Origin of the sequence: Amycolatopsis sp. NPDC051373 (genome assembly GCF_040689465.1) — a bacterium.
Classification (GTDB): Bacteria; Actinomycetota; Actinomycetes; order Mycobacteriales; family Pseudonocardiaceae; genus Amycolatopsis.
The window spans coordinates 179520-194637 of the sequence record NZ_JBFBAE010000018.1 but is presented as its reverse complement, the minus strand read 5'-3'; the positions used below and the strand labels follow the sequence as shown (position 1 = coordinate 194637).

The window sequence follows — 15118 nt, the reverse complement described above, 5'->3', positions numbered from 1 at the left end:
ACTTGCATGTGTTAAGCACGCCGCCAGCGTTCGTCCTGAGCCAGGATCAAACTCTCCAACAATGAATAGTTTGATCGAGACTACTCTCAATCTAGTTTTCTCAAAGGAACCTCATACGAGGTTACATATAAGCTCTACTGGCTTAGTTCACTAGCACACTGTTGAGTTCTCAAGCAACACACTTCAAGTCAACCCGCACTCAGTGCGCACCAACCATCGGCGTTGTTTCAAGCCTTTGTTGTTTGGGCCACCCACTCAATCGCCTGAGGCGAGAGCTTGGTTCGTGTCCCGGTGGCCGCCCGGTTTCCCTGGCGACTTGGAGAACTTTACACGGCCCGAAAACCCACCAAAACAGGGGGGTCCCTTAACTCGATCTTCCCAGGTCAAACCCCGTGTAATCCCCGGAAGCGGCCTGCCGCGGCCCCGGACAGCCCGTCCAGCCGCCCCGTCGGCCAGCGAAAAACATTGCTCCGACTACGTTGCGGCGCATTGCACCGATCCAAAGCTCTGCCTACCGTCAGTCCCATGCCCACCCTCGACACCGGCCACGGCACCGTCCTCACCTACGACGACCGAGGCACCGGCGACCCAGCACTGCTTCTCGTCCACGGCCACCCCTTCGACCGCTCCATGTGGCAGCCCCAGACCGAGCACTTCGCGGGACGGGGCTTCCGTGTCGTCGTCCCCGACCTCCGCGGCTACGGCGAGAGCACCGGCCCCGCCGTCACGAGCCTCCGCGACTTCACCCGGGACCTCATCGCGCTGGCCGACCACCTCGGCCTCGCCACGTTCGTCCTCGGCGGCCTCTCCATGGGCGGCCAGATCGCCATGCAGACCGTCGCCGACCACCCCGAGCGCGTCCGGGCGCTCCTCCTGGCCGACACCTTCCCCACCGCCGAGACCCCCGAGGGCCGCCGGAACAGACGAGCCGCCGCCACCAGGATCGAGCGAGAAGGGATGAGCGACTACGCCGATGAGCTCCTGCCGAAGATGGTCTCTGCGCAAACCCGCGCGAAGCACCCCGACGTCACCGAGCACGTCCTCACGATGATGCGCACCACCCCACCCGCCGGCGCCGCCGCCGCGCTCCGGGCCCGTGCGCTGCGCCCCGACTACCGGGTGACCCTCGAACAGGTCGAAGTCCCCACTCTGGTGACCGTCGGCAGCGAAGACGAGTTCACCCCCGTGTCCGACGCGCAGCTCATGCACGGACTCGTGGCCGGTTCCACACTGGCGGTGCTGGAAGGCGCGGGCCACCTGCCTAACCTGGAGTCCGCGGCCGGGTTCAACGACGTGTTCGGCCGGTTCCTGAACGCACTCCGGCCCCGGCCGGACCACCAGGCGGAAGAACGGTGACCCACCCCATGAAGACCGTATTCGTGACCGGCGCGAGTGCCGGGTTCGGTGCCGCGATCACGCGCCGGTTCGTGGCCGAGGGCTCGCGGGTCGTCGCCACGGCCCGCAGCGCCGACCGGCTCGCCGCGCTGACCTCGGAGCTCGGCGAGGCCGTGCTGCCCGTGGTGCTCGACGTGCGCGACAGCGACGCGATCGTCGCGGCCGTCGGCGCGCTGCCCGGCGACTGGGGCCGGATCGACGTGCTCGTGAACAACGCGGGCCTGGCCAAGGGCCTCGAGCCGGCGCAGGAGGCCAAGCTCGAGGACTGGGACCAGATGATCGAGACCAACGTGACCGGTCTCGTGCACCTCACCCGCGCGGTGCTGCCCGGCATGGTCGAGCGCGGCAGCGGCCACGTGATCAACATCGGCTCCATCGCCGGCACCTACCCCTACCCCGGCGGCAACGTCTACGGCGCGACCAAGGCGTTCGTGCACCAGTTCAGCCTCAACCTGCGCAGCGACCTGCGCGGCACCGGCGTGCGCGTGACCAACATCGAGCCCGGCATGGTCGGCGGCACGGAGTTCTCCAACGTCCGCTTCGGCGACGACGAGAAGGCGGCAGGCGTCTACGCCGGCACCACCCCGCTCACGGCCGACGACATCGCCGAGTCCGTGTTCTGGGCCGCCGCGCAGCCGCCACACGTGAACGTGAACGTCATCGAGATCATGCCGGTGGTGCAGAGTTTCTCGGCCCTGAACATCCACCGCGAGAGCTGAGCCTCGAAAATCAGGGCGCGAATCGCTCCAGCCCGAACAGGTCGAACAGCGCCTGCTGGGCCGGGTCGCGGTCGGTGAGGATGCGGCGGCTGCGCGGCCGCCCGCCGGTGGACGGGTAGCGCAGCACCGTCTCGCCGATGCCGCACAGCTGGTCGAGCAGCTCGCCCACGGACAGGTTCATCCCGGCGCGGTCGGCCTCGCGCCGCATGAGGTGCGTGACGGTGGCGGCGAGCACCGAGACCAGCGCGTGCACGGCGACGCGGTGCGGGGTCCACTCCCACCGCGGCGTCGGGCCGACCGCGGCGGGGCCGGTGAGCCAGCGGAACGTGGACTCGAGGTAGGTCCGCGCCCGGTGCGCGGTGACGATCTCGGCCACCGGCCAGTCGCGGTCGGTCACGAGGATCTGCTTGCCGAAGTACTCGTCCACCAGCCGCGCGACGGCCGCCTCGTCGACCCGGCGCGTCAGCCGGATCTCTCCCGGCCGGGTACCGGTGAGCGTCGCCTCCAGGACCCGGCCGACGCGGCGGCCGCGCGTGACCCGCGAGATCTCGGCGTGGACCTGCGTGCGGTCGCCGCGGTGGGTGCCGGCTTCCAGGGCCGCGGCCAGGCCGTCGAGCTCGCGGATCGCGGTGCTCAGCTCATCGGTGAACGCGCGGTACTGCGCGGCGTACAGCGTGGCCGAGTGCGTGAGGATGACCCGGCGCCGCACGCCGTCGACGGTCGCGCGGGTGTCGATCGCGGTCAGCCCGGCGAAGCGTTCCGGGTCCACGCGCCGGCGGGCCGAGGCGGGCTGCGTGAGCAGGTCCGGGTGGTCGGCGGGCGGGAGCGAGCCGACGAACCCACGCCGCGCGCCGAGGTCGAGCTGCGCGGCCTGCCCGGCGTGGAAGACGAGCGTGACGTCCGTGGCCGGGTAGCGCTCGCCCAGCTCTCCCGCCAGCGCGCCGAACGTCGGCGCCGCGCCGCTGTCCCTGCGGTACACCCGCGACGCGAGGGGGATCGCGCCGTCGCGCGTGACCACGAGGCCGAGGCCGGCGAGCGTGTCCTGGCAGGCCGAGGGCACCGTGCAGTCGGCGGCGGTGAAGGCGGCGAACTGCGGGACGTCCACGGCGAGCGCGGAGGTGCCGTCGTCGCCGAGCAGGTCGAGCACGGCTTCGGCGACCGCCGTTTCGACGCCCGTGATGCGCTCGGGCGTCAGACGCTGCAACGCCCGCCAGTGGGCCGCCGTGGTGACGGCGGCCTTCGGCGGACGCGGGCGCACGAGGTCCTGCGCCGCGCAGCCGGCCCACCACTGTTCGAAGCTCGCACCGGCGCCGGTCGCGCGGTGCAGCACGGCGAGCGCGACGTGGAACCCGAGCGTGGTCTTCGCCCGTTGCGGGCCCGCCACGGCGTCGACCCGACGGACGAGATCGAGCCACTGGATCGTGCCCCACACGGCGGCCACATCACCGAACGTGCGGTGCCGCGCGCCGCCCGGTTCCGCGCCGCCGGGCAGCGCGCCGGCGATGTCCTCGGCCGTGCCGAGGTACCGCTGCGTCACCACCCGCGGCGCGCCGTCGACCCGCACGGATTCGGCCAGGTAGTAGTACGTCCGGCCGCCGATGCGCTTCCCGATCACCGATGCCACACTTTAGGTAATACACGTTCCACGGGTGATCGACAACCGTTCCGATCCTCTGACCAGCGCGGATGATCGTCTCTTCCGAACGGGTGAGCACGTGGCGGACAACGCACTGGCCCACTTCCGCGAGCTGGTCCTAGCGTGACGGGAATGGCACCCGAACCCGAGTTGACCGCCCCCACCCCGTCGGCGATGCGCCGCGCGCTCGCGCGGGCCAGGGACGGGAAGACGCTCGACCTCGCCGAGGCCACCGTGCTGCTGCACGCGCGCGGCGACGACCTCAAGACGCTGTCCGAGCACGCCTCCCGAATCCGCGACGCCGGCCTCGAAGCCGCCGGGCGCGCGGGCGTCATCACCTACAGCCGCAAGGTTTTCATCCCGCTGACGCGGCTGTGCCGCGACCGCTGCGGCTACTGCACCTTCGTGACCGTGCCGGGCCGGCTCGAGTCGCCGTTCCTCTCCCCCGACGAGGTCCTCGACATCGCCCGCAAGGGCGCCGAGATGGGCTGCAAGGAAGCCCTGTTCACGCTCGGCGACCGGCCCGAGGACCGCTGGACGGCCGCGCGCGACTGGCTCGACGCCCACGGCTACGACGACACGCTCTCCTACGTCCGCGCGATGGCCATCCGCGTGCTGGAAGAGACCGGCCTGCTGCCGCACCTGAACCCCGGTGTGCTGAGCTGGCAGGACTTCCAGCGGCTCAAGCCGGTGGCGCCGTCGATGGGCATGATGCTCGAGACCACGGCGACGCGGCTGTGGAGCGAGAAGGGCGGCCCGCACTACGGCTCGCCGGACAAGGATCCCGCCGTCCGGCTGCGGGTGCTGGAGGACGCCGGCCGCAGCTCCGTGCCGTTCACGACCGGGGTGCTGATCGGCATCGGCGAGACGCACGAAGAGCGGGCGGACGCGCTGTTCGAGATCCGCAAGGTCGCCAAGACCTACGGCGGCGTCCAGGAAGTCATCGTGCAGAACTTCCGGGCGAAGCCGGACACGAAGATGCGCGCGACCCCGGACGCCGACCTCGAAGAGCTGGCCGCGAACATCGCCGTGGCGCGGCTCGTGCTGGGCCCGAAGATGCGCATCCAGGCGCCGCCGAACCTCATCGGCAACCAGTACGACCTGATGATCCGCGCCGGAATCGACGACTGGGGCGGCGTCTCGCCGCTGACCCCTGACCACGTCAACCCGGAACGCGCGTGGCCGCAGATCGACGAGCTGGCCCGCCGCACCGAGAAGGCCGGCTTCGAACTGAAGGAACGGCTCACGATCTACCCCGAGTACGTCAACGCCGGTGAGCCGTGGCTGGACCCGCGGATCACGCGGCACGTCGCCGCGCTCGTCGACCCGGCCACCGGGATGGCGCGCGAGGGCGCGATGCCGGTCGGCATCCCGTGGCAGGAGCCGGACGGCGGCTGGCAGCAGTCCGGCCGCACCGACCTGCACACCGAGATCGACACCACCGGCCGGACGGAAGACCGCCGGAGCGACTTCGACTCCGTGTACGGGGATTGGAAGGAGATCGGCGACCGGATCAAGACCGGGCCGCAGAAGTTCGACTCCACCGTCCTGGAAGCCTTGCGCAGTGCGGAAAAGGACCCTGCCGGGCTGTCCGACGACGCCGCGCTGGCGCTGCTGTCCGCCGAGGGCAAGGAACTGGACGCGTTCACGAAGCTCGCCGACGACCTGCGGCGCGAGACGGTCGGCGACGACGTCACGTTCGTCGTCACGCGGAACATCAACTTCACCAACGTCTGCTACACGGGTTGCCGCTTCTGCGCCTTCGCGCAGCGTCGCACCGACGCCGACGCGTACACGCTCTCGCTGGAGCAGGTCGGCGACCGCGTGGACGAGGCGTGGGCCGCGGGCGCGACCGAAATCTGCATGCAGGGCGGCATCCACCCGGACCTGCCGGGCACCGCGTACTTCGACCTCGCCGCCGAGGTCAAGCGGCGACAACCCGACATCCACCTTCACTCCTACAGCCCGATGGAGGTCGTGAACGGCGCGTCGCGCACCAATCTGTCCCTGCGCGACTGGCTGATCCGGGCCAAGGAGTCCGGTGTGGACTCCCTGCCGGGCACGGCGGCCGAGATCCTCGACGACGACGTGCGGTGGGTGCTCACCAAGGGCAAGCTGCCGACGTCGGAGTGGATCAAGGTCGTCACCACCGCACACGAGGTCGGCCTGCCGACGACGTCCACGATGATGTACGGCCACGTCGACACGCCCGCGCACTGGGTCGCACACCTGAAGCTGCTCGCCCGGCTGCAGCGCGAAGGCCTGGAGAAGCACGGGCGGCGCGGGTTCACCGAGTTCGTGCTGCTGCCCTTCATCCACCAGAGCTCGCCGATCTACCTCGCCGGGCTCGCCCGCCCGGGAGCGACCCAGAACGAGAACCGGGCGGTGCACGCGCTGGCCCGGCTGCTGCTGCACGGGATGATCGACAACATCCAGAGCTCCTGGGTGAAGCTCGGCGAGGAAGGCAGCCGCGCGGTGTTGCAGGGCGGCGTCAACGACATCGGCGGCACGCTGATGGAGGAGACGATCAGCCGGATGGCCGGCGCGTCGAACGGCTCGTACAAGACGATCAGCGACATGCGCGCGATGGTCGAGCCGCTGGGCCGGCCCTTGCGCCAGCGGACGACGGGGTATGGGGTGCCGTCGGCTGAACGCATTGCCGCCGCGGAGGCATCGGACGGGGTGGCTACGGCGGTGCGGAAGCCGTTGTTGCCGTTGCTGACTTCCTGAGTTTCGGTGGTGCTGCGCCCCGGGCCGAGTTCGGTCCGGGGCGCATTCATGCGCACTGTCTCCACTCGATCGGGTGTGGACAACTGGCCTCGAGAGGGCCCGGGCGCCGGGAATTGTCGGTGGTCGCCGATAGACTGGACGTGGGACGCCCCCCTCGGGAGAGGGCGGGGGTTTGTCCGGCGACCACCCGGGGCCGGGCGCAGTCCCGGGTGGTCGAGAGCTAGGTTTCCTCGCCATGGGGATCTTCAAAGCGTTGCCGGTCGTTGTCGTGGCCCTCGTGGCCGTCGGGTGCGGTTCAGGGAAGCGCCGGCGCCGGTCACCCAGGCGCCGGTGAGCTCGTCACGAGCCGCGCCGCCGCCCGCGTTGGTGGTCTCCGCGGGGATCGTCGAGGCCGGGCTCGGGCATCGGGCGTCGGTGCTGACGCTGACGAACAACGACGCCGAAGCGCGCACGCTGGACGGCTATCCCGCCGTGCGGGTCCTCGACGGCACCGGGAAGCCGCTGGACGTCCAGGTGCACCACGGGGTCTCGTACTTCTCGCCGGATCCCGGGCCGAAGCCGTTCACGTTGGCGCCGCACGAAAAGCTGCTGAGCGTGGTGTCGTGGTCGGCCACGGTGACCTCGGGTGACACGACGACCGGCGCCGCGGTGGGCGTGGTCGCGGCGCCGGGTGAGGCCGAGCAGACCGTGCCGCTCAAGACCGACCTCAGGACGACCGGGGAGATCACCGTGACCGCCTGGATGAAGGCCCTCCCGAGGTAGGCCTCAGCCGAGGATCCGCCGCAGCCACGGAGCCCGCGCCGCGCGGGCCTGCACCGAAAGCGCCGCGTCCGGGGCCGAGCCGTCGAAGCCGTGGTAGGCGCCGGGCCAGACGTGCAGCTCGGCCTGGACGCCGGCTTGCCACAGGCGCGTGGCGTAGGTGACGACCTCGTCGCGGAAGGTTTCGGCGGTGCCGACGTCCAGGAAGGCCGGCGGGAGGCCCGACAGATCCGCAGCGCGGGCCGGGGCGGCGTAGGGCGAGACGTCGGGGCCGCCGCGGGCGGAGCCGAGCAGGGCGGTCCAGCCGATGTCGTTGGCGGTGCGGTCCCAGACGCCGAGGCCTTCCATCTGGAACGACGACGGGGTGTCGTTGCGGTCGTCGAGCATCGGGTACAGCAACAGCTGCCCCAGCAGCGTCGGGCCGCCGCGGTCGCGCGCGAGCAGGGCCACGGCGGCCGCCAAGCCGCCGCCCGCACTGGCGCCGCCGACGACCACGCGAGCGGCGTCGATGCCCAGCGAACCGGCGTGCTCGACTGTCCACTTCAGACCCGTGTAGCAGTCCTCGACCGGCGCGGGATGCGGGTGTTCCGGGGCGACGCGGTAGTCGACCGAAGCGAACGCAAGGCCGAGCGAAACCGCATACTCCTTGAGCACCAACAGATCACGGCCTCGGTGCCCGCCCAAGATCATGCCGCCGCCGTGCATCCAGTAGAGCACCGGGGCGTCGGCGGTCACGTGGGTCGGGCGACCGATGACGAGTGGCACGCCGTCGGCGTCCACTTCGGACAGCGTGACGGTGCCGTCGGCCGCTACGTCGGCCAGCGAGAGCTCACGCGTGGCGCGCTCCTCGCGCAGGGCCGGGATCGCGGCGGCCGAGTCGAGCGCCGGCCGCTCGGCCCGCATCTGCTCCAGCACCACCTCGAGCTCGGGGTCGAACGGCAGCGGCGGCCCCACCTGCGGACGGGTCGCGGTCATTTCGGTACCTCCCAGGACGTCGTGGCTCTCGCCTGATCATCCTGGCCCGACCGGGCCCCGCGCCACCTCCGCCAGGTGGCGGGAAATCCGCGAGCCGAACGAGCCATGACGGCGGCTGTCGAAAATTTGCGTAAGTCCGTCCGACTATTGCGATTTCCTGTCGGGAATTCGTATGATCCAGCTCACACACTGTCCCCACCAGTGCACCCGACCCCGACGAAAGGCGAGTGCTGCCCCGTGTCTCCCCTAGGTGTCTTCAGCGCGCCCGAAAAACGACCGTCCACCGGAAAACGCCGGCTCGCCGCGCTCGGCAGCGCCGTGCTCGCGGCCGCCGGCCTCACCGCCCTCACCGTGATCGCGGCTCCCGGCAACCCGGCGACAGCCATCCCGAACGCCGCTGTCGCCGGCCGCGGCGCGACCGTCCCGTTCATCGAGCAGGAAGCCGAAAACGCCGCCACCAACGGCACCGTGATCGGCCCCGACCGCACCGCCGGCACCCTCGCCGGCGAGGCGTCCGGCCGCAAGGCCGTCACCTTGACCGGCCAGGGCAAGTTCGTCGAGTTCACCCTCAGCGCCCCGTCGAACTCGCTCGACTTCCGCTACAGCCTCCCCGACAGCGCCCAGGGCACCGGGGTCAACGGCACGATCTCGGTCTACATCAACGGCACCCACAACCGCGACCTGAACCTGACCTCCCGCTACGGCTGGTACTACGGCGGCTACCCCTTCAGCAACGACCCCGGCCAGGGCAAGGCGCACCACTTCTACGACGAGGTGCGCACCCTCTTCGCCACCAGCTACCCCGCCGGCACCAAGATCAAGCTGCAGATCGACGCCGGCGACGTCACTCCCGCGACCGTCGACCTCGCCGACTTCGAGCAGGTCGCGGCGCCCGCCGCGAAACCGGCCAACGCCGTGAGTGTCACCGACTACGGCGCCACCGCCGGCGACTCCAGCGACGACGCGGGTGCGTTCGACGCCGCCGTGTCCGCCGCGAAGAGCCAGGGCAAGCAGGTCTGGATCCCGGCCGGCTCGTTCACGCTCAACCACCACATCACCGTCGACCAGGTGACGATCCGCGGCGCCGGCCCGTGGTACTCCGAGCTGCACGGCGCCCGCGCGGGCATCTTCGGCAAGGGCGAGCCGGCCAGCTGCTCCACGCCGACGTACCCGGGCAACGCCGCGGTGCCCGGCACCAGCACGAACGTCGAGCTCTACGACTTCGCGATCATCGGCGACGTCCAGGCCCGCGTCGACTGCGACCAGTCCAACGCCATCGGCGGCGCGCTCGGAGGCGGTTCGGTCGTGCAGAACCTGTGGCTGCAGCACACGAAGGTCGGGCTCTGGCTCGACGGGCCGTTCGACGGGCTCACCGTGCGCGGCAACCGGATCCTCGACCAGACGGCCGACGGCCTCAACCTGCACCAGGGCATCAGCAACACGCTGGTGACGAACAACTTCCTGCGCAACACCGGCGACGACGGCCTCGCGATGTGGGCCGAGCACGACGCCGACCACCACAACACGTTCTCATTCAACACGGTGCTGCTGCCGATCCTCGCGAACAACATCGCGATCTACGGCGGCCACGACAACACCGTGTCCGACAACGTGGTGGCCGACAACCAGGACCAGGGCGGCGGCATCCACGTGGCCAACCGGTTCAGCGCCGTGCCGCTCTCGGGCACCACCACCGTCACGCGCAACACCGCGATCCGCACCGGCGTGCTCGACTCCAACTGGCAGTTCGGCGTCGGCGCGCTGTGGTTCGACGGGCGCGACTCGGCCATCACCGGCCGCATCGACGTGGTGGACAACGACCTGCTGGACAACAACTACGAGGGCGTGCAGTTCATCGACGGCGCCACCACCGACGTGCACTTCGACGGCCTGCGGATCACCGGCGCGGGCACGTTCGCGTGGCAGCTGCAGTCGAAACCGAGCGGTACGGTCAAGAACGTCATCGCGACGAACGTCGGCCGCGCGGGTGTGTACAACTGCATGGGCCCGGACGCGCTGACGGGCCTGGCCGACCAGGGCGGCAACTCGGGCTGGACCACCGCGTTCTGCGGGTCGTGGCCGACACCCGTCTACAACGGCAACAGCGGCGGCACGACTCCCCCGACGACGCCGACCACACCGACCACGCCCACGACATCCACGCAGCCGCCGACCGGAAACCTGGCGCTGCACAAGGCAACCACGGCCAGCGGCTCCCAGGGCGGCTTCCCGCCGGGCAACGCCGTGGACGGCAACGCGGGCAGCTATTGGGAAAGCAGCAACAACGCGTTCCCGCAGACGCTGACCGTCGACCCGGCAGTGCCGGCACCGTCGGCCGCCTCGTGCTGAAGCTGCCGCCTTCCACCGACTGGGGCGCGCGCACCCAAACGCTCACCGTGCAGGGCTCCACGAACGGTTCGTCGTTCAGCACGCTCAAGTCCGAAGCCGGCTACCGCTTCGACCCGGCGAGCGGCAATACCGCCACCGTCTCGCTGAGCCCCACGAGCACGCGCTACCTGCGGCTGAGCTTCACCGGCAACACCGGCTGGCCCGCCGGGCAGCTGTCCGAACTCGAGGCCTACGCGTCCTGATTCTCCCCGGAAACCCTCCAGAAAGGACGAAGATGTCCCCCACCTCAGCACGACCCAGGGCGGCCCTGCTGGCCGCGGCGCTGATGTCCTCCGGGCTGACCGTGTTCGCGGTCGGCTCGGGCACCCCCGCCGCGGCGGGGACCTGCCCCGCCACGGCGTCCGGCGGTGCGAGCGTTGCGTTCCGGACGGTCGAGGCCGAATGCGGTGCCACCAACGGATCCGCCGTCGGCCCCGACTACACGCAGGCCACGGTGGCCTCCGAAGCGTCAGGCCGCCAGGCCGTGCGGCTCGGGCAGGGCCAGTACGTGGAGTTCACGCTGCCGGCCGCGGCCAACTCGGTCAACGTCCACTACAACCTGCCCGACGGCAGCTCCGGCCGGATGTCGGTGTACGTCAACGGAATCAAGCTCGGCAACGGGCTTTCCGTGACGTCGCAGTACACCTACACCGACACCCCCGGCATCCCGGGCGCGAAGACCCACCACTTCTTCGACGACGCCCGCCTGCTGTTCGGCCAGAACTCCGCCGCGGGCGCCAAGGTCAAGGTGCAGCTGGACTCCGGTGACGTCGGACAGGCCACGATCGACCTCGCCGACTTCGAGCAGGTCGGCGGCGCCGGCGCGCAGCCGGCCGGCTCGCTGCCGGTCACCGACTACGGCGCCACCGCCAACGACTCCTCCGACGACACGCAAGCTTTCCGCAACGCGTTGCAAGCCGCCCGGCAGCAGGGCAAGGAAGTCTGGGTGCCGAGCGGCCGGTTCGAGATCTCCTCGGCGCTGCAGATCGACCAGACCACCGTGCGTGGCGCCGGGCAGTGGCACACCGTGCTGCACGGCAACAACATCTTCAACAACGGCAGCGCGTCCGGGAACATCAAGCTCTACGACTTCGCCGTGTTCGGCTCGGTCTCCGAGCGCAACGACTCCAGTCCGGACAACGCGTTCCACGGCGTGCTGGGCAACGGCTCGGTCGTCTCGGGGCTGTGGATCCAGGACACCAAGTGCGGCCTGTGGCTGATGAACGGCGCGTCCTCGAACCTCACGATCGAGAACAACCGCATCCTCGACACGCAGGCCGACGGCGTGAACTTCGACGGCGCCGTCACCAACTCCGCCATCCGCAACAACTACCTGCGCAACAACGGTGACGACGCGCTCGCGCTGTGGTCCAACGGCCAGGCCGACTCCGGCATCACCATCGCGAACAACACCGTGGTGCAGCCGAACCTGGCCAACGGCATCGCGCTCTACGGCGGCTCGAACAACACCGTCAGCGGCAACCTCATCCAGGACACCAACGCCCTCGGCGGCGGCTACCTCGTGGCCAACCGGTTCAACTCGGTGCCACTCTCGGGCACGGTCACGCTCACGAACAACACCGCGCTGCGGGCCGGGGCGCTCGACCCCAACTGGCAGTTCGGCGTCGGCGCGCTGTGGTTCGACGCCCGTGACCAGGCCATTTCCGGCGTGACCATCCGCGTCAACGGCTTCACGGCCATCGACAGCCCGTATGAGGCCATCCAGTTCATCGACGGCAACGGCGCGGGCAAACAGGTCAGCGGCATCACGATCGACGGCGTCACCGTGCGCGGCGCGGGCACGTTCGTCGCGCAGTCGCAGACGCAGGGCACGGTGTCGATCAGCAACCTGACGGCGTCGGGTGTCGGCGTGGTCGGCACGTACAACTGCCCCTACCCGAGTTCGATCCCGAAGATGACGTTCAACGGTTCGGGCAACAGCGGCTGGACCGGCACGTGGAGCGACTGCTCCAGCTGGCCCGCGCCGAACTCCGGCCCGCCGCAGCCGCCGCAGTCGGGCGCGAACATCGCCCGCGGCAAGGCGATCACCGCGAGCGGTTCGCAGGGCGGTTTCCCGCCGGGCAACGCCGTGGACGGCAACGCGAGCAGCTACTGGGAGAGCACGAACAACGCGTTCCCGCAGACGCTGACCGTCGACCTCGGTGACGCGGCGGCGATCAACAAGGTGACGCTGAAGCTGCCGCCTTCGGGTGACTGGGGCGCGCGCACCCAGACGCTCACCGTGCAAGGCAGCTCCGACGGCGGCTCGTGGACGACGCTGGTCGCCTCGCGCGGCTGGAACTTCAGCCCGTCGTCCGGCAACACCGCGTCGGCGAGCTTCGGCACGACGACGCAGCGCTTCGTGCGCGTGACGATCACCGGCAACACCGGCTGGCCGGCCGGGCAGGTCTCGGAACTGGAGGTGGCCGCGGCCTGATGCGCGAAGGGCTCCCCGGCCATTACCGGGGAGCCCTTCCTTTCACACCGCGGGTGCCGGTTCCCGCTCGGCGACCTCGGCCGTCTGCCGAGCCCGCCGCCCGAGATAGAGGATCACCACCGCGCACACCAGCATCGGCCCCGACAAGGCCAGGAAGATCGCCGCCGGCGACCACGCCGCCGCGACGGCCGCGCCGAGCACCAGCGGCCCGAGGATCCCACCGAGCCGGCCGATGCCCAGTGCCCAGCCCACGCCCGTCGAGCGCATGTTCACCGGATACACCACGGCGGCCAGCGCGATCAGCGCCTTCTGCCCACCGCTGACCCCGCAGCCGACGAGGAACATCGCCCCGAGCAGCACCCACACCGGCGCGTGGAACGCCGGCCCGGTCACCGCGAGGAACACCGCGCCCACCACGAACAGCGCGCCCAGCGAACCGAACGCGCCCAGGCGGTCCATCGCCGGCCCGACCACCAGGGCCACCACAATGCCGCCGACCGTCGTCAGGCTCGTGGCCGTGACCACGGTGCCGCTCGCGAACCCGAGGCCGGTCAGCATCGTCGGCAGCCAGCTCTGCAACGCGTAGAACTCGCCGAGGTTCACGGCGAACACAACCCACAGCAGCACCGTGCTCAGCACCCCGCCGTTGGCCAGCAGCGCCTTCAGCTTCACACGGCCACCGGCTTCGGCCGCGTCCACGGTCACCTGCTGAGTCTCCGGCGGTAGCGCCGGGTCGATGCGGCGGCACAGGCGGTACGCGCGTTCGGAGTTCGCGCCGCGGCCCGCCAGGAACACGAGCGACTCCGGCAGGAACTTCAGCATCAGCGGGATGATCACCAGCGGTGCCAGCGCGCCGACGAGGAACACCGAACGCCAGCCGGCGGTCGGCACGAGCCAGCCCGACACCACCCCGGCCACGACGAACCCGAGCGAGAATCCACAGTAGATCGCCAGGACGAAGCTCGCCCGCAGGCGTTTCGGGGTGTACTCGGCGGTGAGCGCGACCGCGCTGGGCGCGGCGGCGCCAAGACCGATGCCGGTCACGAGCCGCAGCACCACGAGCTCGGCCACGCCGCCCACCCACACGGACACGAGGCTCGTGAGCGCGAACAACGCCGTGCCCGCGATCACGAGCCGCCGGTGGCCGAAGCGGTCGGACAGCGGCGAAAGCACGAGGTAGCCGATCATCAGGCCGACCAGGGCCGAGGAGAAGATCGGGCCGAGCACCGCGACCTTCAGCCCCCAGTCCTTCGCGATGTGCGGAGCGAGGTAGTTGATGGCCTGCGTGTCGAAGCCGTCGAAGAACATCACGAGCCCGCACAGCACCACCGTGCCGTACTGGAACGGGCTGACGCGCTTGCCGTCGACGAACCCGGTCAGGCGGACGCCCGCCGTCACCGGGTGCCGGCCAGCAGGTCGGCCACTTCACGCGGGTGCGTCAGCGGGGCCAGGTGCGGGGCGTCGAGGCGCACGACGTGGTCCGCGCCCGCGGCCATCTTCTCCTGGTCCACCGGGAAAATCGCCTCGTCGCGTTCACAGACGACATAGGTGACCGGGTGCGTGCGCTCGGGTTCGGTGGCCGGCTGGGTGAAGGTGACGGCCGCGTGCGCGCGGCGCTGCCCGTGGACGCCGGCGAACGCGGCTTCGTCGAAGTCGGGGGCGAGCACCTTGCGGGCCAGCTCGTGGTCGTCGGTGACGTGCAGCGTGCCGTCTTCGCGCGGGACGATCCATTCCTGCGGGTGCGGCGAGCGGATGTCGAGCAGGTTCTCACCGCGGCGCGGGCGGAACGCGGACAGGAAGACGCTGTGACGCACGCGCGGGTGGTCGGAGAGCTCGCCGACGACGATGCCGCCGTAGGAATGCCCGACCAGCACGACGTCACGGCCGAGGCCGTCGATGAGGTCACGCACGTGGGCGACGTCCGCGGGCACGTCGCCGAACGCGGACGGGTCCGGTCCCCCGCTGGGCAGCTGCTCCACGACGTGCGCCTCGTGGCCCTGCTCGCGTAGCGCGTCGGCCACTTCCCGCCAGCTCCAGCCGGCGTACCAGGCGCCGTGGACGAGCACGAAGTCCATGGGA

The 15118-nt window shown here is 70.5% G+C and carries 11 protein-coding genes and 1 rRNA gene; 7 read left to right on the top strand and 5 right to left on the bottom strand.

The features are described from left to right. Positions 1–62, bottom strand: a 16S ribosomal RNA gene (locus tag AB0383_RS30980); the annotation flags it as partial. Positions 63–525: 463 nt separating this feature from the next. On the opposite strand from AB0383_RS30980, the gene AB0383_RS30975 reads away from it, so the two are divergent. Both AB0383_RS30975 and AB0383_RS30970 read left to right on the top strand, forming a co-directional pair. Further along, complete coding sequence (locus tag AB0383_RS30975; protein ID WP_366189234.1) at positions 526–1356, top strand: alpha/beta fold hydrolase; 831 nt, start codon at positions 526–528, stop codon at positions 1354–1356. A gap of 8 nt (positions 1357–1364) precedes the next feature. After that, positions 1365–2114, top strand: a complete 750-nt coding sequence (locus AB0383_RS30970) for an SDR family oxidoreductase (protein WP_364178886.1) — start codon at positions 1365–1367, stop codon at positions 2112–2114. Between the two features lie 10 nt (positions 2115–2124). Here the strand turns inward: AB0383_RS30970 and AB0383_RS30965 are convergent, their stop codons facing one another. Further along, entirely contained in the window at positions 2125–3729 is a 1605-nt protein-coding gene (locus AB0383_RS30965) for a transposase (RefSeq protein WP_366189233.1), read from the bottom strand. Between the two features lie 153 nt (positions 3730–3882). Here AB0383_RS30965 and AB0383_RS30960 point away from each other — a divergent pair, with 153 nt between their 5' ends. Beyond that, positions 3883–6480, top strand: a complete 2598-nt coding sequence (locus AB0383_RS30960) for a bifunctional FO biosynthesis protein CofGH (protein WP_364178882.1) — start codon at positions 3883–3885, stop codon at positions 6478–6480. Between the two features lie 330 nt (positions 6481–6810). Continuing rightward, a complete protein-coding gene (locus AB0383_RS30955; RefSeq protein ID WP_366189232.1) occupies positions 6811–7242 on the top strand; it encodes a DUF4232 domain-containing protein in 432 nt (143 codons plus the stop codon). 3 nt (positions 7243–7245) lie between these two features. Here the strand turns inward: AB0383_RS30955 and AB0383_RS30950 are convergent, their stop codons facing one another. Further along, a complete protein-coding gene (locus AB0383_RS30950) occupies positions 7246–8214 on the bottom strand; it encodes an alpha/beta hydrolase fold domain-containing protein (RefSeq protein WP_366189231.1) in 969 nt (322 codons plus the stop codon). 237 nt (positions 8215–8451) lie between these two features. On the opposite strand from AB0383_RS30950, the gene AB0383_RS30945 reads away from it, so the two are divergent. Genes AB0383_RS30945 through AB0383_RS30935 form a run of 3 tightly spaced genes read left to right on the top strand, consistent with a single transcriptional unit; the run spans position 8452 to position 13039 of the window. Further along, positions 8452–10563 (top strand): glycosyl hydrolase family 28-related protein, encoded by a 2112-nt coding sequence (locus AB0383_RS30945; RefSeq protein WP_366189230.1) that lies wholly within the window; start codon positions 8452–8454, stop codon positions 10561–10563. Continuing rightward, complete coding sequence (locus AB0383_RS30940; protein WP_366189229.1) at positions 10557–10805, top strand: discoidin domain-containing protein; 249 nt, start codon at positions 10557–10559, stop codon at positions 10803–10805. The genes AB0383_RS30945 and AB0383_RS30940 overlap by 7 nt, the downstream gene beginning before the upstream one ends. 32 nt (positions 10806–10837) lie before the next feature. Continuing rightward, positions 10838–13039: a discoidin domain-containing protein gene (locus tag AB0383_RS30935; RefSeq protein ID WP_366189228.1), complete on the top strand. Its 2202-nt coding sequence runs from the start codon at positions 10838–10840 to the stop codon at positions 13037–13039. A 42-nt stretch (positions 13040–13081) separates the two neighbouring features. Here AB0383_RS30935 and AB0383_RS30930 read toward each other — a convergent pair whose 3' ends face one another. Together AB0383_RS30930 and AB0383_RS30925 are read right to left on the bottom strand one after the other, a co-directional pair. Next, entirely contained in the window at positions 13082–14437 is a 1356-nt protein-coding gene (locus AB0383_RS30930; protein ID WP_366189227.1) for an MFS transporter, read from the bottom strand. After that, the gene (locus AB0383_RS30925) at positions 14434–15114 is read right to left on the bottom strand and encodes an alpha/beta hydrolase (protein WP_364178873.1); all 681 of its coding nucleotides are present in this window, start codon (positions 15112–15114) and stop codon (positions 14434–14436) included. The genes AB0383_RS30930 and AB0383_RS30925 overlap by 4 nt, the downstream gene beginning before the upstream one ends. Positions 15115–15118 lie beyond the last annotated feature (4 nt).

Coding starts and splice junctions, on each gene's coding strand:
- AB0383_RS30925 (WP_364178873.1), bottom strand. CDS start 15,114: ATGGACTTCGTGCTCGTCCACGGCGCCTGGTACGCCGGCTGGAGCTGG.
- AB0383_RS30950 (WP_366189231.1), bottom strand. CDS start 8,214: ATGACCGCGACCCGTCCGCAGGTGGGGCCGCCGCTGCCGTTCGACCCC.
- AB0383_RS30970 (WP_364178886.1), top strand. CDS start 1,365: ATGAAGACCGTATTCGTGACCGGCGCGAGTGCCGGGTTCGGTGCCGCG.
- AB0383_RS30975 (WP_366189234.1), top strand. CDS start 526: ATGCCCACCCTCGACACCGGCCACGGCACCGTCCTCACCTACGACGAC.
- AB0383_RS30935 (WP_366189228.1), top strand. CDS start 10,838: ATGTCCCCCACCTCAGCACGACCCAGGGCGGCCCTGCTGGCCGCGGCG.
- AB0383_RS30960 (WP_364178882.1), top strand. CDS start 3,883: ATGGCACCCGAACCCGAGTTGACCGCCCCCACCCCGTCGGCGATGCGC.